At 72.3% G+C, this 20,153-nt stretch carries 14 protein-coding genes; 6 read left to right on the top strand and 8 right to left on the bottom strand.

Going from position 1 to position 20,153, the window contains the following annotated elements:
- The first annotated feature begins 40 nt into the window (after nt 1–40).
- Nucleotides 41–1,033: a prolipoprotein diacylglyceryl transferase gene (gene lgt, locus ACZ7LV_RS07170; protein ID WP_471936630.1), complete on the top strand. Its 993-nt coding sequence runs from the start codon at nt 41–43 to the stop codon at nt 1,031–1,033.
- Nucleotides 1,034–1,100: 67 nt separating this feature from the next.
- Here lgt and ACZ7LV_RS07165 read toward each other — a convergent pair whose 3' ends face one another.
- Genes ACZ7LV_RS07165 through ACZ7LV_RS07140 form a run of 6 tightly spaced genes read right to left on the bottom strand, consistent with a single transcriptional unit; the run spans nt 1,101 to nt 8,048 of the window.
- Nucleotides 1,101–1,928, bottom strand: coding sequence for an HpcH/HpaI aldolase/citrate lyase family protein (locus ACZ7LV_RS07165; RefSeq protein ID WP_471936628.1), 828 nt, complete (start codon nt 1,926–1,928; stop codon nt 1,101–1,103).
- Nucleotides 1,925–3,121 (bottom strand): CaiB/BaiF CoA transferase family protein, encoded by a 1,197-nt coding sequence (locus ACZ7LV_RS07160; RefSeq protein WP_471936626.1) that lies wholly within the window; start codon nt 3,119–3,121, stop codon nt 1,925–1,927. The genes ACZ7LV_RS07165 and ACZ7LV_RS07160 overlap by 4 nt, the downstream gene beginning before the upstream one ends.
- 19 nt (nt 3,122–3,140) lie before the next feature.
- The gene (locus ACZ7LV_RS07155) at nt 3,141–4,508 is read right to left on the bottom strand and encodes an ADP-ribosylglycohydrolase family protein (RefSeq protein WP_471936624.1); all 1,368 of its coding nucleotides are present in this window, start codon (nt 4,506–4,508) and stop codon (nt 3,141–3,143) included.
- Nucleotides 4,496–5,671 (bottom strand): ADP-ribosylglycohydrolase family protein, encoded by a 1,176-nt coding sequence (locus ACZ7LV_RS07150; RefSeq protein WP_471936622.1) that lies wholly within the window; start codon nt 5,669–5,671, stop codon nt 4,496–4,498. Before ACZ7LV_RS07150 ends, ACZ7LV_RS07155 begins: the two co-directional genes overlap by 13 nt.
- A gap of 8 nt (nt 5,672–5,679) precedes the next feature.
- Nucleotides 5,680–6,999 carry an ADP-ribosylglycohydrolase family protein gene (locus ACZ7LV_RS07145; protein WP_471936620.1) on the bottom strand — a complete coding sequence of 440 codons (1,320 nt, stop codon included), beginning with the start codon at nt 6,997–6,999 and terminating at the stop codon, nt 5,680–5,682.
- Complete coding sequence (locus ACZ7LV_RS07140) at nt 6,996–8,048, bottom strand: ADP-ribosylglycohydrolase family protein (protein ID WP_471936618.1); 1,053 nt, start codon at nt 8,046–8,048, stop codon at nt 6,996–6,998. The genes ACZ7LV_RS07145 and ACZ7LV_RS07140 overlap by 4 nt, the downstream gene beginning before the upstream one ends.
- 248 nt (nt 8,049–8,296) lie before the next feature.
- Here ACZ7LV_RS07140 and ACZ7LV_RS07135 point away from each other — a divergent pair, with 248 nt between their 5' ends.
- From ACZ7LV_RS07135 to qcrB, 5 genes are all read left to right on the top strand, one after another.
- Nucleotides 8,297–9,028, top strand: coding sequence for a VIT1/CCC1 transporter family protein (locus ACZ7LV_RS07135; RefSeq protein ID WP_471936616.1), 732 nt, complete (start codon nt 8,297–8,299; stop codon nt 9,026–9,028).
- 370 nt (nt 9,029–9,398) lie between these two features.
- Nucleotides 9,399–13,994 carry a glutamate synthase large subunit gene (gene gltB, locus ACZ7LV_RS07130; protein ID WP_471936614.1) on the top strand — a complete coding sequence of 1,532 codons (4,596 nt, stop codon included), beginning with the start codon at nt 9,399–9,401 and terminating at the stop codon, nt 13,992–13,994.
- Nucleotides 13,987–15,450, top strand: coding sequence for a glutamate synthase subunit beta (locus ACZ7LV_RS07125; protein WP_471936612.1), 1,464 nt, complete (start codon nt 13,987–13,989; stop codon nt 15,448–15,450). Before gltB ends, ACZ7LV_RS07125 begins: the two co-directional genes overlap by 8 nt.
- Before the next feature lie 146 nt (nt 15,451–15,596).
- On the top strand, nt 15,597–16,322 hold the full coding sequence (locus tag ACZ7LV_RS07120; RefSeq protein WP_471936610.1) for a vWA domain-containing protein: 726 nt from the start codon (nt 15,597–15,599) through the stop codon (nt 16,320–16,322).
- A gap of 102 nt (nt 16,323–16,424) precedes the next feature.
- Nucleotides 16,425–18,059 carry a cytochrome bc1 complex cytochrome b subunit gene (qcrB, locus tag ACZ7LV_RS07115; RefSeq protein ID WP_471936608.1) on the top strand — a complete coding sequence of 545 codons (1,635 nt, stop codon included), beginning with the start codon at nt 16,425–16,427 and terminating at the stop codon, nt 18,057–18,059.
- Here qcrB and ACZ7LV_RS07110 read toward each other — a convergent pair.
- Together ACZ7LV_RS07110 and ACZ7LV_RS07105 are read right to left on the bottom strand one after the other, a co-directional pair.
- On the bottom strand, nt 18,043–18,999 hold the full coding sequence (locus tag ACZ7LV_RS07110) for an acyl-CoA dehydrogenase family protein (protein ID WP_471936606.1): 957 nt from the start codon (nt 18,997–18,999) through the stop codon (nt 18,043–18,045). The genes qcrB and ACZ7LV_RS07110 overlap by 17 nt on opposite strands.
- A complete protein-coding gene (locus tag ACZ7LV_RS07105; RefSeq protein ID WP_471936604.1) occupies nt 18,999–20,138 on the bottom strand; it encodes an acyl-CoA dehydrogenase family protein in 1,140 nt (379 codons plus the stop codon). Before ACZ7LV_RS07105 ends, ACZ7LV_RS07110 begins: the two co-directional genes overlap by 1 nt.
- Nucleotides 20,139–20,153 lie beyond the last annotated feature (15 nt).

Raw genomic sequence — 20,153 nt, 5'->3', positions numbered from 1 at the left:
CGACATCGGGCCTGCCCGGCACGGTAGCGTCGACCTTGCCATGGAACTTGCCTACATCCCCAGCCCCTCGCGCGGAGTGCTGTACATCGGCCCGATCCCGCTGCGCGGCTACGCGTTCTGCATCATCCTCGGCGTCTTCGTGGCCGTGTGGTACGGCAACAGGCGCTGGATCGCCCGTGGTGGGCGCACCGGCACGGTGGCCGACATCGCGGTCTGGGCGGTGCCGTTCGGCCTGGTCGGCGGCCGTCTGTACCACGTGATCACGGACTACGAGCTGTACTTCAGCGAGGGCCGTGACTGGGTGGACGCCTTCAAGATCTGGGAGGGCGGCCTCGGCATCTGGGGCGCGATCGCGCTGGGCGCGGTCGGCGCGTGGATCGGCTGCCGCCGGCGGGGTATCCCGCTGCCCGCGTACGCCGACGCCGTCGCCCCCGGTATCGCGCTGGCGCAGGGCATCGGGCGCTGGGGCAACTGGTTCAACCAGGAGCTGTACGGGCGGCAGACCGACCTCCCCTGGGCACTGCACATCACCTCCACCGCGGACGGCCGGGTACCGGGGTACTACCACCCGACGTTCCTGTACGAGTCCCTGTGGTGCATCGGTGTCGCGGTGCTGGTGGTCTGGGCCGACCGGCGGTTCCACCTCGGCCACGGCCGGGCGTTCGCGCTGTACGTCGCCTCCTACTGCGCGGGCAGGTTCTGGATCGAGTACATGCGGGTCGACGACGCGCACCACATCCTCGGGCTGCGCCTGAACAACTGGACCGCGCTGCTGGTGTTCGTGCTGGCCGTCGTCTACATCGTGGTGTCCGCGAAGAAGCGGCCGGGCCGTGAGGCCGTGGTGGAACCGGATCCCGCCGCCGTCGACGACGGAGCCGTGGCCGGGGAGACCGACGCGGCGGACGAGACCGACGCGGCCGGCGATGCCGACAAGACGCGGACGGCCGAGAAGGCCGACGGTGACGGTGCGTCCGGCACGGCCGGGGACGAGGCCGAGGCCGATGAGGCCGGGACGGCGACGAAGAAGACCTGACGACCGCGTCGTACACGTCCGAGGGCGCCCGGAGTTCCGCCGGGCGCCCTCGTCGTGTTCCGGGGCGTCAGTCGCGGTGCGCCAGCGCCAGCGTCCGGGTCGCCTCGCCGACCACGGCCGCGTCGATGAACGTGCCGTCCGGGAGGGCCTGGGCGGAGCTGTTGACGGCCGCCGCCCGGAGGATGGTCTGCGCCTTCTCGATCTCCTCCGGGGTGGGGAGGTAGGCCCGTTCGATGATCGGGAGCTGGCGGGGGTGGATCGCCGCCCGGCCCATGAAGCCGAGGGCCCGGCCGTGGGCGCAGGTCGCCGCGAGCCCCTCCAGATCGCGGACGTCGGGGTGCACCGACTGGGGTGGCGGGGCGAGGCCCGCCGCCCGCGCCGCGTTGACGACGCGCGAGCGCGGCCAGTCGAGCCCGCTGTCGCACCGCACGCCCAGGTCGGCCCGCAGATCGGCCTCCCCCAGGGAGATGCCGCGCAACGCAGGGTGGGCGCAGGCGATGGCGTAGGCGTGCTCGATGGCCAGGGCCGACTCCAGCAGCGCGTACAGAGGTGGCCGACTGCCGTCGGCGTCCGTCCGGTCCGCCGTCTCCGTGATGTGGCAGGGCGACGCCACCTTGGGCAGGCGCAGTCCCGCCACGCCGGGGAGGGCGGCCAGCGTCTTCAGGTCCGTGTCGGCCCACGGGGTGTCCAGGGCGTTGACACGGACGTGCACCGGTGTGGGGTGACGGGGCTCGGAGAGGAGTTCCGCGGTGGCGGCGCGGGCGTAGTCCTTGCGCTCGGGCGCGACGGCGTCCTCCAGGTCGACCACGACGACATCGGCGCCCGCGACGAGGGCCTTGCCGACCACGTCGGGGCGGTCACCGGGGGCGTACAGCCAGGTCAGTGGGGTGGTCACAGGGCGCCCTCCGCGCGCAGGGCGGTCAGCTCCTCGGGGGTCAGACCCAGCTCGGTGAGCACCTCGTCGGTGTCCGCGCCGTGCGGGCGGCCCGCCCAGCGGATCGAGCCGGGCGTGGCGGAGAGGCGGAAGAGGACGTTCTGCATACGGAGCGGGCCCAGGTCGGGGTCGTCGACGGTCGTGACGGTGTCCAGGGCCGCGTACTGGGGATCGGTCATCACGTCGCGGACGTCCTGGATCGGGGCCACCGCCGCCTCCGCCTTCTCGAAGGCCGCGAGGACCTCCTCGCGGGGGCGTTCGGCGATCCAGCTGCCGACCGCCTCGTCGAGCACGTCCGCGTGCCGGGCGCGGTCGGCGCCCGTGGCGAACCACGGCTCGTCGATCAGCTCGGGGCGGCCCACCAGCCGCATGACACGTTCCGCGATGGACTGGGCCGAGGTCGAGACCGCGACCCAACTGCCGTCGGCGGTGCGGTAGGTGTTGCGTGGGGCGTTGTTCTGGGAGCGGTTGCCGGTACGGGGCTGGACGTGGCCGAGCTGGTCGTACCAGAGGGGGTGCGGGCCGAGGACCGTGAGGATCGGTTCGATGATCGCCATGTCGACGACCTGGCCCTCGCCCGTGCGGTCGCGGGCGGCGAGGGCGGCCATCACCGCGTACGCCGTGGCCAGTCCGGCGATGGAGTCGGCGAGGCCGAAGGGCGGGAGGGTCGGGGGCGCCTCGGGCTCCCCCGTGATCGCGGCGAAGCCGCTCATCGCCTCGGCGAGGGTGCCGAAGCCCGGGCGGTGGGCGTAGGGGCCGAACTGGCCGAAGGCGGTGACGCGGGTGAGGACCAGGCGGGGGTTGACGGCGGACAGCTCCGGCCAGCCGAGGTCCCATTTCTCCAGGGTGCCCGGGCGGAAGTTCTCGATGACGACGTCCGCGTCGGCGACCAGGCGGCGCAGGGTGGCCTGACCGCCGGGCTTGGAGAGGTCGAGGGTGATGGTGCGCTTGTTGCGGCCGAGGTGCTTCCACCACAGGCCGATGCCGTCCTTGGCGGGGCCGTGGCCGCGGGAGGGGTCCGGTTTCCTCGGGTGCTCGATCTTGACGACCTCCGCGCCGAAGTCGCCGAGCAGGGTGGCGGCGAGGGGGCCGGCGAAGAGGGTGGCCAGGTCGAGGACGCGGAGGCCGCCGAGCGGCGGGGTGGGCGTGGTCATGTCGTGCACTCGGTACGGGTCATGGGCGGGTCGCCTCCAGGAGGGTGAGGTGGGCCAGCGTGTCGAAGCCGGTGCCGTCGAAGTCCGCGATGGAGGTGGCGAGGCGGTTCTTGAGGGGGGCCGTCCAGTGGTCCGGGAGCGCGGCGGGGGTGCCCGCGAGCAGGCCGGCGACGCTGCCGGCGGTGGCCCCGTTGGAGTCGGTGTCCCAGCCGCCGGAGACGGCACGGCAGACGGCGCCCGTGAAGTCGCCGTCCGCGTGGGTGAGGGCGGCGGCGATCAGGGCGGTGTTGGGCACGGCGTGCACCCAGTGGTAGGCGGCGTGCCGGATGTGGAGTTCGTCCACGACCGTGTCGAAGTCCTCGTGGGACCGGGCGAGTTCGACGGCGTGCCGGACGGCCTCGGCCAGGCGGGAGTGCGGGGGGACGACACCGAGTCCGGTCCGCAGGCTGGTGTGGACGTCGGCGGTGCCGGTGGCCGCGGTGGCGATGGTGGCGGCGGTGAACATCGCCGCGTAGACGCCGTTCGCGGTGTGGCTGAGCGTGGCGTCCCGGTGCGCCTGTTCGGCCGCGGCGGCGGGGTCGCCGGGACGGGTCCAGCCGTGCAGGTCGGCGCGGATGAGGGCGCCGATCCACTCGCGGAAGGGGTTGCGGTGGCGGGCGGTGTGCGGGGGCTCGATGCCGGTGAGGAGATTGCGGTAGGCGACGCGTTCGGCGGTGAAGGCGCGGCCGGCGGGGAGTTCGTCGAGCCAGAGTCCTGCCACGTCCGCGGTGGTGAAGTCCCTGGTGCGCCGCTGGAGCAGGAGGAGGTTGAGGAGGGCGTAGTTGAGGTCGTCGTCCTCGGGCATGCCGTCGATGTTCTCGGCGAGCGAGGTACCGGCCGAGCGGCGGTTCCAGGGGTAGATGTCGAGGAGCGCCTGGGGGACTCCCCGGGCGGTGAAGTAGGCGGCCAGGGGCCAGTTGCCGGCGGCGCGGGCGAGCCGGCGGATTCCCGTGAGGGGGAGCTTCTCGACGGGTTTGCCCAGCAGACAGCCGACGGCCCGGCCCAGCCAGGCGGCGTGCAGGCGTGCCTCCAGGCCGGCCGGCACTCCGGCGGCGCGGTCCGGCGACGGCCAGTCGGGGCACAGGGACCTGATCCTCGCCAGTCCCGTCGGCTCCCGGTCCTGGAGCCGGCTGGGCAGGTCCGCCAGTTCGTCCAGCAGGTCCTCGGCCAGTTGCCGCAGGTAGCGGGAGGCCGGTTGCGGGGAGGCGCCCGCCCGGACGGGGGCGTCGGGACCGCCCGCCAGTTTCCAGCGCCTCTCGACGGCGGTCGGGCGGCGGCCGTCCTGGTGCGCCTGGCGGAGTTCGTGGCCGAGCAGGTCCTCGGGCTGGACCCAGGTCAGTCGGAGCATCCGCTGCCTCCCAGCGCGGTGAACGACTCCTCGTGGGCACGGCGCCGCTTCACGTCCCGCTGGAAGATCTCCGCCGTGACCTCGCCGAGCGCGCGCGCCGGTTCCCACAGGTCGAGGCGGCTCGCCTCCGCCACCGTCTTCGACCACTCGTCCGGGACCGGGGAGCCCAGTGCCCCGGCCAGGGCGCCCGCCATCGTCGCGATCGAGTCGCAGTCGCGGCCGTAGTTGACCGCGCCGAGGACCGCCTGGCGGTAGTCGCCGCCCGCCACCAGCAACATGCCGAGCGCGACGGGCAGTTCCTCGATGGCGTGCAGCCGGGAGGGGCGGCGGGCACCGAGCGAGGGGGCGCGGTAGTCGGGGCCCACCGTGTCGTACGGGGTCACCGCCTCGCGCAGCGGAGTCAGCGCGGACTCGAAGTCCGAGTACCGGCCCGCCACTTCGCACACCGCCGCGATCGCGGCCCGTGTGCCGTCCTTCGCGTGCTCCAGGCAGGCCGCCACCACCGACTCCGGTGTCGCCCCGGGGACGCAGGCCGCCGCCACCGCCGCCGCGAAGACGCCCGCCGCCTCGCGGCCGTACGAGGACTGGTGGGCGCCCGCGACGTCCAGGGCCTCGGCGTAGGCGCCGGCCGGGTTGGCCGCGTTGACCAGGCCGACCGGGGCCATGTACATCGCGGCCCCGCAGTTGACGATGTTGCCGACGCCCGCCTCCCGTGGGTCGACGTGACCGTAGTGGATCCGTGCCACCAGCCACTTCTCCGCCAGGAAGATCCGCTGCAGGGGGAGTGCCTGCGCCTCCAGCTCCGGGATCCAGCGCGGGGTGCTGATCAGGTCCGGGACCAGGTGGTCGGCGACGGCATAGGCGTCGAGGTGGTCGCGGACCTCGGTGTAGACCCGTACCAGCGCATGGGTCATCAAGGTGTCGTCGGTGACGTGGCCGTCGCCCTTGTGGTACGGCGCGAGGGGGCGGGCGGTGCGCCAGGCGCCGCCGTTCCAGGGGCCGACGATGCCGTGGACGCGGCCGCCGTGGCGCTCGGTGATCTGGTCGGGGGAGTAGCCCTCGACGGGGCCGCCGAGAGCGTCGCCGACGGCCGCGCCGACCAGGGCGCCGGTGATCCGCTCGCTGAGGGAGTCTGCTTGGCTTTCTGCTCCTTTGGGGGTCATGAGCCGAATCATCCCCCTGGCGGGGCCGGTTGTGCGGCTTCCAGGAGTTCGGCGAGTTCCACCAGGTCGGTGCCGGTGAGGCGGGGGAGTACGCAGCCGGAGAGGTGCCGGCAGGTCTCGCGCCAGGTGCCGGGGATCGCCGCGCCGCCGCCGAGCGCGCCGGTCAGGGCCCCCGCGAGGGCCGGGGCCGAGTCCGCGACGCGCGAGAGGCAGGCCGCGGCGGGCACCGCCTCCGCGATCCGGCCCCGGGAGGCCAGGGTGAGCGCGAGGGCGACCGGGACGGTCTCGGCGGCGGCGATGCCGTAGCTGTAGACGTGGTCCACGATCTGATGTTCCAGGAGGGGGATCAGCGCGAAGGCACTGACGGCCTCCGCCGCCAGCTTCAGGGCGTGGCGGGCGTTGCGGCCGATCTCCGTCCCCTCGGGCAGTTCGGCGAGCGCCGCGGTCGCGCAGGCGTGCGGGCTCGCGCCGGTGAGCGCGACGGACACGGCGGCGGCCATCGCCCGGGCGCCGTGCACCCCGTCGCCGTCCTGGGTGTAGCGGGCGTCGAACTCGGCGAGGGACGCGGCGAGCGCGGGGTCGCCGGGGTGGGCGACGGCCAGCACGCAGGCGCGGACACAGGCGGCGTCGTCGAAGTAGTGCGGGTTGTCGTGGCCGGTGGCGGGCGGGCGCAGGCCGGCGGCGAGGTTGCCGAGGCCGGCCCGCACGGAGATGCGGGCGCGCAGCGGGAGGACGGCGGACTCGATCTCGGGGGCACGCATCGCCGCCGCCGCGACCTCGCTGGCCACGGAGTTCCAGGTGAGGTCGATGGCCGCCCGGACCCGGCGTTCCCGGCTGAGGTCGCCGAGGACGGTGTCGTCGCCGGCGCGCAGCACGGCCTCCGCGGCGAAGGCCGCCCACTCGGCGTCGTCGGAGGGACCGAGGCGCAGGGGCTCGGGGGGCTGGTTGAGGGCGATGGGGACGGGGAGGGTGGTCGTCGCGTTGTTCTCGGCGAAGGTGTCGAGTTCGCGGGTGAGGCGCCGGGTCCATTCGGGCATGCGGGCGGCGCGGTGGCGGGCGGCGGGCCAGCCGGCGGCGTCACCCGCTGCCAGGCCCAGGAGGAGGCCCTCGATCCTGCTGCCGGCGGGGCGGGGTGCCGTCCCGGCCTCGGCTGCGACCCTGGGTTGCTCGACCGCACCGCCCGTGCGGGTTGCGTCGGCTGTGTCTGTGTCTGTCTCTGTGGGCTCGGGGTCCGGGTGGCCTGTCAGGGCCTCTTCGAGGTCCGTCGACGTCGGCGGGGTGTCCAGGGTCAGCGGGGCCGTCTCGTCCCACGGGGCCGGAGGTCTCATCGGACCGCCTCTCCCGGCGCGGCCGTCGCCCGCCCGCCCCGGTGGGGGCTGTCGTCCTCCGGGGTGAGCAGGTCCGCGACCTCCAGCACGTGGTGGCCGGCCATCGACGGCAGGCAGCTCCCCCGCGCCGGGCCGATCGCCGCCGCCCACTCCTGCGGGATCGCGGACTCGCCCTGCGAGGCCCCGGCCAGGGCGCCCGCGACCGCGGCCGTGGTGTCGGCGTCCCGGCCCATGTTGACGGCCGTGAGCACCGACTCCTTGAAGTCGCCGTCGGCCGCCGCGTAGGCCCCGAAGGCCAGGGCGACGGCCTCGGGGGCCAGGTCGGTCCAGGGGTAGCCGCCGATGACCACGGCGGAGCGCACCGCGCGTTCGCCGCGGTGGGCCACGACCACGGCCCGGCGCAGGGAGCGCGCGGTCCAGGAGTCGTCCGGCACGACGGCGAGCGCGGAGGCGACCACGGCGGTCGCCGGGGCGCCCGCCATCGCCGCGGCCACCCCGGCCGCGACCGCCTGGCCGCCGTAGATGCCCTCGCCCTCGTGGCTGACGGAGCCGTCGATCGCGACCAGCCGGGCCGCCTCGGCGGGGCGGCCGGCGGCGAACACCCCGAACGGTGCGGCGCGCATCGCGAGGCCGTCGCTCCAGGCGTGCCGGTGCTGGGCGGAGATGGGAGCGGCGAGGCCGCGGCGGAGGTTCTCCAGCGTGCCGCGCTCGCTGAAGCCCGCGCCCCGGAACTGGCCCTCGGCGCGGTCCGCGATCCAGGCGTGCCATGCCGCCTCCACATGGGCGGGGGTGAGCGCGGAGCCGTGCCGGGCGAGCAGCAGGCCCGAGAAGATCGCGTACTCGGTGTCGTCCGTGCCCGACGGGCGCTCGGCGACGTAGCCGGTGATACGGCCCCAGCGGGCGCGGATCTCGGACGGCTTCATGTTCTCGGCGGGGGCGCCCAGGGCGTCGCCGACGGCGAGGCCGAGCAGGGCGCCGCGGGCCCGGGACCGTAGTGCGTCGGCCTCCCCGGGGGCCGGTACCGAGGGAACGCGGGCGATCGATGGCATCGCGGCCTCTCCTCTCAGGGCGTTCAACCCTTTGCGGAACTGTCCCCGGTGCGGTGTGCCGCGCAGCCTCACGCGCCTCAGTGTCACCCGGTCGACATCTGAGCGGATGAGTATTCGAATGAGCAAGAAAGGGTAAAGCCGCAGGTTAGACGAGCCTTTCCTTCCTGGCGGGGGTGAAATCCAGAGCGTAGGCTGGGTGATGTCAAAAAATAGAACGCATCCAAGTTTGCTCTCCTGGGGGACCTGTCATGGCGATCATCGAGACCGAGGCCGCGCTGCACGAGGCGCATCGCGACAACCACACGCACCGGGACGTCAACGGCGGCTGGCTGCGCCCCGCCGTCTTCGGTGCGATGGACGGCCTGGTCTCCAACCTCGCCCTGATGACCGGTGTCGCGGGTGGCGCGGTCGGCCAGCAGACGATCGTGCTGACCGGCCTCGCGGGCCTCGCCGCCGGTGCCTTCTCGATGGCCGCCGGCGAGTACACCTCGGTGGCCTCGCAGCGTGAGCTGGTCGAGGCCGAGCTGGACGTCGAGCGCCGCGAGCTGCGCAAGCACCCGCAGGACGAGGAGGCCGAGCTCGCCCGGCTCTACGAGGCCCGCGGCGTCGAGCCGGGGCTGGCCCGTGAGGTGGCCCGGCAGCTGTCGAAGGATCCCGAGCAGGCGCTGGAGATCCACGCCCGCGAGGAGCTCGGCATCGATCCGGGCGATCTGCCCTCGCCGCTGGTCGCGGCGGTGTCGAGCTTCGGTTCCTTCGCGCTCGGGGCCCTGCTCCCCGTCCTGCCGTACCTGCTCGGTGCGACGGTGCTGTGGCCCGCGGTGCTGCTCGCGTTGCTCGGGCTGTTCGGATGTGGTGCCGTGGTGGCGAGGGTGACGGCGCGGACCTGGTGGTTCAGCGGGCTGCGGCAGCTCGCCCTCGGCGGTGCGGCCGCCGGTGTGACGTATGCCCTGGGCAGTCTGTTCGGAACGGCCGTAGGATAGGGTCTCCGGGCTTTATGCGGAGGACCGCATAAGTAGCCGTTACCGCCTGGTTTCGAGTGCGTAATCGCCGGGCATGAGCCGTAAGCGCTGTGGGCAATGAGGCCTTTGGCGCACTCACGGGGCGAGCGGCGCTGCTTGCCCCTCTACCGGGCCGACGGACAAGGATCTGTCCTCCCCGGCCCCCCATAATCTGCTGCCGCCGAGCCGCGGTGCCTTCGTCGCGCACCCTCGCGAGAAGTCCGCATGTTGGAATGGTCTATCCGGTTCCCGAGATCCGCTCCATCATGTAACCTGCACGAAATTTTGATCCACGCGAGGGCCAGCGTCGTCCCTCGGCACTTGAACATGCCACTTGACGACGGGAGAGCCGATGCGTACGCCGCGCCAGCCGTCCCAGCACTCCGCGAATGGCCGGAACTGGTCTTTCATGGATGCTCGCCCTGCTGCGCAGGGTATGTACGACCCCCGCAACGAGCACGACGCCTGCGGCGTCGGCTTCGTGGCCACCCTCACCGGTGAGGCGAGCCATGCGCTGGTCGAACAGGCGCTCACGGTGCTGCGCAACCTGGAGCACCGCGGGGCCACCGGCTCCGAGCCGGACTCCGGTGACGGCGCGGGCATCCTCGCCCAGGTGCCGGACTCCTTCTTCCGCGAGGTGGCCGGATTCGCACTGCCGCAGGCCGGTGGCTACGCCGTCGGTATCGCCTTCCTGCCCGAGGGCGGCACCGACGAGGCCGTCTCGCGGATCGAGACGATCGCCGCGGACGAGGGCCTGACCGTCCTCGGCTGGCGCGAGGTGCCGGTCGCGCCCGAGCTGCTCGGCGCCACCGCCCGCTCGACGATGCCCGCCTTCCGGCAGATCTTCGTGACGGACGGCGCGTCCGAGGGCATCGCGCTGGACCGCAAGGCCTTCGTGCTGCGCAAGCGCGCCGAGCGCGAGGCCGGCGTCTACTTCCCCTCGCTGTCCGCGCGGACGATCGTCTACAAGGGCATGCTGACCACCGGCCAGCTGGAGCCGTTCTTCCCGGACCTGTCCGACCGCCGGTTCGCCTCCGCGATCGCGCTCGTGCACTCCCGGTTCTCCACGAACACCTTCCCGTCCTGGCCGCTGGCGCACCCGTACCGCTTCGTCGCGCACAACGGTGAGATCAACACCGTCAAGGGCAACCGCAACTGGATGCGGGCCCGCGAGTCGCAGCTGTACTCCGAGCTGTTCGGCGCCCCCGAGAAGCTGGAGAAGGTCTTCCCGGTCTGCACGCCCGACGCCTCCGACTCGGCGTCCTTCGACGAGGTGCTCGAACTGCTGCACCTCGGCGGGCGCTCGCTGCCCCACTCGGTGCTGATGATGATCCCCGAGGCGTGGGAGAACCACGACTCCATGGACCCGGCCCGGCGCGCGTTCTACCAGTACCACTCCACGATGATGGAGCCCTGGGACGGCCCGGCGTGCGTCACCTTCACCGACGGCACCCAGGTCGGCGCCGTTCTCGACCGCAACGGTCTGCGCCCCGGCCGCTACTGGGTCACCGACGACGGCCTCGTCGTCCTCGGCTCCGAGGTCGGCGTCCTCGACATCGACCCGGCGAAGGTGGTCCGCAAGGGACGCCTCCAGCCCGGCCGCATGTTCCTCGTCGACACCGTCGAGCACCGCATCATCGAGGACGACGAGATCAAGCGCTCGCTCGCGGAGGATCAGCCCTACGCGGAGTGGCTGGAAGCCGGCGAGATCGAGCTCTCCGACCTGCCCGAGCGCGAGCACATCGTGCACACCCACGCCTCGGTCACCCGCCGCCAGCAGACCTTCGGCTACACCGAGGAAGAGCTGCGCATCATCCTGGCGCCGATGGCCAAGACCGGCGGTGAGCCGCTGGGCTCGATGGGCACGGACTCGCCGATCGCGGCACTCTCCGAGCGCCCGCGCCTGCTCTTCGACTACTTCACCCAGCTGTTCGCGCAGGTCACCAACCCGCCGCTGGACGCGATCCGCGAGGAGCTGGTCACCTCGCTGCGCTCCTCCCTCGGCCCGCAGGGCAACCTGCTCGAGCCGACGGCCGCTTCCTGCCGCTCGGTCACCCTGCCCTTCCCGGTGATCGACAACGACGAGCTGGCCAAGCTGATCCACATCAACGCCGACGGCGACATGCCCGGCATGAAGGCCGCCACGCTCTCCGGGCTCTACCGCGTCAGCGGGGGCGGTGACTCGCTCGCCGCGCGGATCGAGGAGATCTGCGCCGAGGCCGACGGCGCCATCGAGAACGGCGCCCGGCTGATCGTGCTGTCCGACCGGCACTCGGACGCCGAGCACGCCCCGATCCCCTCGCTGCTGCTCACCGCGGCCGTCCACCACCACCTCATCCGCACCAAGCAGCGCACCCACGTGGGCCTGCTGGTCGAGGCCGGTGACGTCCGCGAGGTCCACCACGTCGCCCTGCTGATCGGCTACGGCGCCGCCGCCGTCAACCCGTACCTGGCGATGGAGTCCGTCGAGGACCTGGTCCGCGCGGGCACCTTCCTGCCGGGCATGGAGGCCGAGAAGGCCATCCGCAACCTGATCTACGCGCTCGGCAAGGGCGTGCTGAAGGTCATGTCCAAGATGGGCATCTCCACCGTCGCCTCCTACCGCGGCGCCCAGGTCTTCGAGGCCGTCGGTCTCGACGAGACCTTCGTGGAGAAGTACTTCAACGGCACCGCCACCAAGATCGGCGGCGTGGGCATCGACGTCGTCGCCAATGAGGTCGCCGCCCGGCACGCCAAGGCGTACCCGGCCTCGGGGATCGCCCCGGCGCACCGCGCGCTGGAGATAGGCGGCGAGTACCAGTGGCGCCGCGAGGGCGAGCCGCACCTGTTCGACCCGGAGACGGTCTTCCGCCTCCAGCACTCCACGCGCACCGGCCGCTACGACATCTTCAAGAAGTACACCGAGCGCGTGAACGAGCAGTCCGAGCGCCTGATGACGTTGCGCGGCCTGTTCGGCTTCGCGTCCGGCCGGCAGCCGATCCCGCTCGACGAGGTCGAGCCGGCCAGTGAGATCGTCAAGCGGTTCTCCACCGGCGCCATGTCCTACGGCTCGATCTCGCGCGAGGCGCACGAGACGCTCGCCATCGCCATGAACCAGCTGGGCGGCAAGTCCAACACCGGTGAGGGCGGCGAGGACCCGGACCGCCTGTACGACCCTGCCCGCCGGTCGTCGATCAAGCAGGTGGCCTCCGGCCGCTTCGGCGTGACCAGCGAGTACCTGGTCAACTCCGACGACATCCAGATCAAGATGGCGCAGGGCGCCAAGCCCGGCGAGGGCGGTCAGCTGCCCGGCCACAAGGTGTACCCGTGGGTGGCGAAGACCCGGCACTCCACGCCGGGCGTGGGGCTCATCTCCCCGCCGCCGCACCACGACATCTACTCCATCGAGGATCTGGCCCAGCTGATCCACGACCTGAAGAACGCCAACCCGCAGGCACGCATCCACGTGAAGCTGGTCTCCGAGGTGGGCGTCGGCACCGTCGCCGCCGGTGTGTCCAAGGCGCACGCCGACGTGGTGCTGATCTCCGGTCACGACGGCGGCACCGGTGCCTCGCCGCTGACCTCACTGAAGCACGCGGGCGGCCCCTGGGAGCTCGGTCTCGCCGAGACCCAGCAGACGCTGCTGCTCAACGGCCTGCGTGACCGGATCGTCGTCCAGACCGACGGTCAGCTCAAGACCGGCCGCGACGTCGTGATCGCCGCGCTGCTCGGCGCCGAGGAGTTCGGTTTCGCGACCGCGCCGCTCGTCGTCTCCGGCTGCGTCATGATGCGCGTCTGCCACCTGGACACCTGCCCGGTCGGCATCGCCACCCAGAACCCGACGCTGCGCGAGCGCTTCACCGGCAAGGCCGAGTACGTGGTGAACTTCTTCCAGTTCATCGCCGAGGAGGTCCGCGAGCTGCTGGCCGAGCTGGGCTTCCGCTCCATCGAGGAGGCCGTCGGCCACGCCGAGGCGCTCGACGTCACGCGCGCCGTCGACCACTGGAAGGCGCAGGGCCTGGAGCTGGAGCCGCTGTTCCACGTGCCCGAGCTGCCCGAGGGCGCGGTCCGCCACCAGCTGATCGCACAGGACCACGGTCTGGAGAAGGCGCTCGACAACGAGCTGATCAGGCTCGCCGCCGACGCCCTGGCCGCGGCCGGTGCCGCCGACGCGCAGCCGGTGCGCGCCCAGGTCGCCATCCGCAACATCAACCGCACGGTCGGCACCATGCTCGGCCACGAGGTGACCAAGAAGTTCGGTGGCGCGGGCCTGCCCGACGACACCATCGACATCACCTTCACCGGTTCGGCCGGCCAGTCCTTCGGTGCCTTCGTCCCGCGCGGCATCACGCTGCGCCTGGAAGGCGACGCCAACGACTACGTCGGCAAGGGCCTGTCGGGCGGCCGTGTGATCGTGCGCCCGGACCGGGGCGCGGACCACCTCGCCGAGTACAGCGTCATCGCGGGCAACACCCTCGCGTACGGCGCGACCGGCGGCGAGATGTTCCTGCGCGGCAGGGTCGGCGAGCGCTTCTGCGTGCGCAACTCCGGCGCGCTGGTGGTCTCCGAGGGTGTGGGCGACCACGGCTGCGAGTACATGACCGGCGGCCACGCGGTGGTGCTCGGCGAGACGGGCCGCAACTTCGCGGCCGGCATGTCCGGCGGCATCGCGTACGTGATCGACCTCGACCGCGACAACGTCAACGTCGGCAACGTCGGGGCCGTGGAGGCCCTCGACGACACCGACAAGCAGTGGCTGCACGACGTGGTGCGCCGTCACCAGGAGGACACCGGCTCCACGGTCGCCGAGAAGCTCCTGGCCGAGTGGGACACCGCGGTCGACCGCTTCAGCAAGATCATCCCCAGCACGTACAAGGCAGTGCTCGCCGCCAAGGACGCCGCCGAGCGAGACGGTCTGACCGAGTCCGAGATCACCGAGAAGATGATGGAGGCGGCGATCAATGGCTGACCCGAAGGGCTTTCTGAACCACGGCCGCGAGGTCGCCAGGTCCCGCCCGGTCGAAGAGCGCGTCCGGGACTGGAACGAGGTCTACGTCCCCGGTTCGCTGCTGCCGATCATCAGCAAGCAGGCCGGCCGCTGCATGGACTGCGGCATCCCGTTCTGCCACAACGGCTGTCCGCTCGGGAACCTGATCCCCGAGTGGAACGACTTCGCCTACCGCGAGGACTGGGGCGCCGCGTCCGAGCGCCTGCACGCCACGAACAACTTCCCGGAGTTCACGGGCCGTCTGTGCCCGGCCCCGTGCGAGTCGGCGTGCGTGCTCGGCATCAACCAGCCGGCGGTCACCATCAAGAACGTCGAGGTCTCGATCATCGACAAGGCGTGGGAGACCGGGGACGTGGCCCCGCAGATCCCGGAGCGCCTGTCCGGCAAGACGGTCGCGGTGATCGGCTCGGGCCCCGCGGGTCTGGCGGCGGCCCAGCAGCTGACCCGCGCCGGCCACACCGTGGCGGTGTACGAGCGGGCGGACCGCGTCGGCGGCCTGCTGCGCTACGGCATCCCCGAGTTCAAGATGGAGAAGCGGCACATCAACCGCCGCATCGAGCAGATGCGCGCGGAGGGCACCCGCTTCCGCACCGGTGTCGAGATCGGCCGCGACCTGAAGGCGACGGACCTGCGCAAGCGCTACGACGCGGTCGTCATCGCCGCCGGTGCCACGACCGCCCGTGACCTCCCCGTCCCGGGCCGGGAACTCCAGGGCATCCACCAGGCGATGGAGTACCTGCCGCTGGCCAACAAGGTCCAGGAGGGCGACTACGTCACCACCCCGCTCTCGGCCGAGGGCAAGCACGTGGTCGTCATCGGCGGCGGCGACACCGGCGCCGACTGCGTGGGCACCGCCCACCGGCAGGGCGCGGCCTCCGTCACCCAGCTGGAGATCATGCCCCGCCCCGGCGACGACCGCGACGCCGTCGCGCAGCCGTGGCCGACCTTCCCCATGCTGTACAAGGTCACGTCCGCGCACGAGGAGGGCGGCGAGCGGGTCTACGCCGTCTCGACCACCCACTTCGAGGGCGACGAGGACGGCAACGTCCAGTGGCTGCACCTGGCCGAGGTCGAGTTCGTCGACGGCAGGCCGACCCCGCAGCCGGGCACGGAGCGCAAGATTCCCGCCCAACTGGTCACGCTGGCGATGGGCTTCACCGGCACCGACCGCGACAACGGCCTGGTCGACCAGTTCGGCCTGGACCTCGACGAGCGCGGCAACATCGCCCGCGACGCCGACTTCCAGACCAACGTGCCGGGCGTCTACGTCGCCGGTGACGCCGGTCGCGGCCAGTCCCTCATCGTGTGGGCGATCGCGGAGGGCCGCTCGGCCGCCCGCGGCGTGGACCGCTTCCTCACGGGCGCCAGCGACCTCCCGGCCCCGATCCGCCCGACCGACCGCGCGCTGATGGTCTGACGCGCCGGCCGAAGAAGACGTCCCGTACAACGGCGTACGGGCTGGTTGTCTGGGGGTCCCCCAGACACCCCCGAGACGGCGCCCGCCCGCCAGTCCCCGACCGGACGACAGGGCGGGCGCCGTCAGTTGTGCCGTAGTCTCGCCGCGTGGCAGCCATCAGTCTCACCAAGGTGGAACAGAGCGCGCCCGCGCTCGTGAACCTGTACAAGAGCGCCGCGGTCTCGCTGGCCAAGCACGGTCTGGAGGGACAACGGGCCGCGGTGTACCTCGTCGTCGACTACTCGGGGTCCATGAAGCCGTACTACCAGGACGGCAGCGTGCAGGCGCTCGCCGACCGGGTGCTGGGGCTCTCGGCGCACCTGGACGACGACGGGAGGGTGCCCGTGGTCTTCTTCTCCACGGACGTCGACGCCGTCACCGAGATCGCGCTAGCCGACCACCAGGGCCGGATCGAACGGATCGTGTCGGGCCTCGGACACATGGGCAGGACCAGCTACCACCTGGCCATGGACGCCGTCATCGACCACTACCTCGACAGCGGCTCCCGCCACCCGGCCCTCGTCGTCTTCCAGACCGACGGCGGACCCATCAACCGGCCGGCCGCCGAGAAGTTCCTCTGCAAGGCGGCGAAACTGCCGCTCTTCTGGCAGTTCATAGGCTTCGGGGATCCGCACAGCAAGCAGTTCGACTTCCTGCGCAAGCTCGACGAACTGCCCGTGCCGCAGCGGCGGGTGGTCGACAACGCCGGGTTCTTCCACGCCGGTGAGGACCCGCGCGAGGTGTCCGACGCCGAGCTGTACGACCGTCTCGTGGGGGAGTTCCCCCAGTGGCTGGCGGCGGCACGGGAGCGGGGCATCGTGACGGCCGGCTGAGCAGCCTCCGTTCCGGCCGAGATCTTTCGCGCACCTTTGGCTTGAGCTCTCCGCCCTGTCACTGTCACCCTGAGGGTGATCCGACGGGGAGGGCGGCGACGCATGGACGGCGCGGGATCGGTGAACACGGCGCAGGGCAGGGGGAGTTCCCCGGCGCGGGGCGAGAAGCTGGCCGACTGGGCCGATGGGCGCCTCGGGCTCTACTCGCTCGCCAAGGCCAACATGCGCAAGGTGTTCCCGGACCACTGGTCCTTCATGCTGGGAGAGGTCTGCCTCTACAGTTTCCTGATTCTCCTCCTCACCGGCGTCTACCTCACGCTGTTCTTCGAGCCGAGCAGCGTCGAGGTGGTGTACGAGGGGTCCTACACGCCGCTCAACGGCATCGTGATGACCCGGGCGTTCGAGTCCACCCTGGAGATCAGCTTCGACGTCCGCGGTGGTCTGCTGATCCGGCAGATCCACCACTGGGCGGCCCTGGTCTTCGTCGCCGGGATGCTCGTGCACATGATGCGGGTGTTCTTCACCGGGGCCTACCGCAAGCCCCGCGAGGTCAACTGGGTCTTCGGCTGGACCCTGTTGCTGCTCGGCGTCATCACCGGCCTCACCGGCTACTCGCTCCCCGACGACCTGCTCTCCGGCACCGGCCTGCGCTTCGCCCAGGGCGCCATCCTGTCGATCCCGATCGTGGGCACGTACGTGGCGTTCTTCCTGTTCGGCGGCGAGTTCCCGGGCCACGACATCATCTCGCGGCTGTTCCCGATCCATGTGCTGCTGCTGCCCGGCATCATGCTGGGCCTGGTGGTGGCCCATCTGATCCTGGTCTTCCACCACAAGCACACGCAGTACCCCGGCCCCGGCCGTGAGGAGAGGTCCGTCGTCGGCATGCCCTTCCTGCCGGTCTACATGGCCAAGGCCGGCGGCTTCTTCTTCCTCGTCTTCGGCGTGCTCGCGATGATGGGCGGACTGGCGCAGATCAACCCCGTGTGGGCGTTCGGCCCCTACCGCGCCGACCTCGTCACCACCGGCGCCCAGCCCGACTGGTACCTCGGCTTCTCCGAGGGGCTGATCCGGGTGATGCCGGGATGGGAGATCGACCTCGGCGGGCACACCCTCGTCCTCGGCGTCTTCATCCCCTTCATGCTCTTCCCGCTGATCCTGGCCGCCATCGGCGTCTATCCCTTCATCGAGGCCTGGATCACCGGCGACAGACGCGAGCACCACCTCCTGGACCGGCCGCGCAACGCCCCCGTCCGCACCGGCCTCGGCGTCGCCTGGCTCACCCTGTACGTGGTGTGCCTGATCGGCGGCGGCAACGACATCGTCGCCACCCATCTGCATCTGTCGATCAACGCCATCACGTGGTTCGTGCGGATCGCCTTCTTCGCCGGGCCGGTGCTGGCCTTCCTCGTCACCAAGCGCATCTGCCTGGGCCTGCAACGCCGGGACCGCGAGAAGGTGCTGCACGGCCGGGAGACCGGCACCATCAAGCGGCTGCCGCACGGCGAGTACGTCGAGGTCCACGAGCCCCTCAGCCAGGCCGACCGGCACACCCTCACCCAGCACGAGCAGCAGCCGCCGTACGAGATCGGGCCGCGGGTCGACGCGAACGGTGTGCGGCGTCCCGTCACCGTCTCCCAGCGGGTGCGCGCCCGGCTGGCCCGGGCCATGTTCGGACCCGACAGCCAGATCCCGAAGCCGACCCCGCAGGAGTACCGGGAGATCACGCGCGGGCACTGAGGACGACGTCCCGGCACTCGTCCGGGCCGCCCCAGGCACCGAGCAGGGCCCGTGCCTTGGTCAGCCACAGGGACAGGTCGTACTCCGCCGTGTAGCCGAGCGCGCCGTGCAGCTGGAGCGCCGTGCGGGCCGTGCCGTACGCCGCCTGGCACGCCGTGACCTTGGCCGCGGCCACGTCGGCGGGGTCCATGGTCAGCGCGGCGCCGAACAGCAACGGGCGGGCGAAGTCCAGGGCGATCCTGGCGTCGGCCAGCCGGTGCTTGACCGCCTGGAACGAGCCGACGGCGACACCGAACTGGGTGCGCCGCCGGACGTGCGCGACGGTCCGTTCCAGCAGCGCGAGGCCCACGCCGAGCGCCTGCGCGGCCGTGGCGAGCCGCGCCCACGTGACGGCCTGTTCGACGGCCGGGGCGGAGGACAGCAACTCACCGCCGGGGAGGAGGGCGGTGAGACGGCGGGCCGGGTCCAGGGAGGGGCGGACGGGAGCGGCGGGGCCGGGGGACAGGCGCAGGCCCTCGGGAGTGAGGGCCAGACGGGTGGTGGCCGCGTCGCCGTCGAGTGCGTACGGGCCGCCCGCCGGCGTCAGCGTCGTCATCGTCGCACCCGCCGCGAGGGGCGGCAGGAAGCGCCGCGCGAGGGCCGGTTCCGTGAGCAGCGCGGCCGCCGCGACCGTCTCCACCAACGGACCCGGGACGGCGTGCCGGCCCAACTCCACGAAGGCGACGGCCAGTTCCACCGGACGCGGGCCCAGCCCGTCGTACTCCTCGGGCACGGCCAGCGCGAAGACGCCCGCCTCGGCGATCCGGGACCACAGCGCGCGTCCGCCGGTGGGGTCGCCCCGGCTCCAGTCCCGCACCACGCGGGGGGTGTCGGCCGACGTGAGCAGGGCGTCCAGGGAGGCGGCGAAGGCGCGGTGCTCGGGGTCGAGGAGGAAGCGCATCAGCGGCGTCCCTTCGGCAGGCCCAGCAGGCGCTCGGCCACGATGTCGCGCTGGATCTCGTTGGTCCCGGCGTAGATCGGGCCGGCCAGGGCGAAGACGTACGGCTCGGACCAGGGGGTGGTGGACAGCTCGCCCTCGGGGCCGAGCAGGTCGAGGGCGGTCTCGTGCAGCGCGATGTCGTACTCCGACCAGAACACCTTGTTCAGGCTGGACTCCGCGCCCAGCGGCTCGCCGTCCAGGAAGCGGGAGGCGGCGGCGTGGGTGAAGAGCTGGTAGGCGCGGGCGCCGATCAGCGCGTCGGCCACCCGCGCGCGGGTGGCGGCGGGGCTGCCCGCGGCCCGCCACAGCCGGTGCAGGCGGTCGGCGGCGGCCAGGAAGCGCCCCGGCGAACGGAGGGTGAGGCCACGCTCGTTGGCCGTTGTCGACATGGCGACATACCAACCCTGACCGGGCTCGCCGATGACGTCCTCGTCGGGGACGAACACCTCGTCCAGGAAGAGCTCGGCGAAGGCCGGCCTGCCGTCCAGCCGGGCGATCGGGCGGACGGTGACGCCGGGCGCGCGCAGGTCGAACATCAGGTACGTCAGGCCCTGATGAGGTTTCGGCGTGCCCCGCTCACTGCGGAACAGCCCGAACGCGCGGTCCGCGAAGGGCGCCCGGGAGGACCAGGTCTTCTGGCCGGACAGCAGCCAGCCGCCGTCGGTGCGGTCTGCCCGCGACGTGAGCGAGGCGAGGTCCGAGCCCGCCTCCGGCTCCGACCACGCCTGCGCCCAGACGGTGCGGCCCGAGGCCATCGGCGGCAGGACGCGGGCCCGCTGCTCCCGCGTGCCATGGGCGAAGAGGGTGGGGGCCAGCAGGTGGATGCCGTTCTGGCCGACGCGCGCCGGAGCGGCCGCCGCGTAGTACTCCTCCTCGAAGAGCAGCCACCGGACGAGCCCGCTGTCCCGGCCGCCGAACTCCTCGGGCCAGTCGACGACCGACCAGCGGTCCGCGGCCAGTTCGGCCTCCCACGCGCGGTGCGCCGCGAAGCCCTCGGCGGTCTCCAGCGACGGCAGCGGCGTGCGCGGCACATGGACGTCGAGCCAGGCGCGCGCCTCGGCGCGGAAGGCCTCGTCGGCGGCGGAGTGCGTGAGGTCCACGGTCGCCTCCCTCCT

The sequence above is a fragment of the Streptomyces sp. NPDC107562 genome (genome assembly GCF_055657325.1).
Note: the sequence above shows the minus strand (reverse complement) of the source record. Positions and strands in the feature narration are given on the sequence as shown.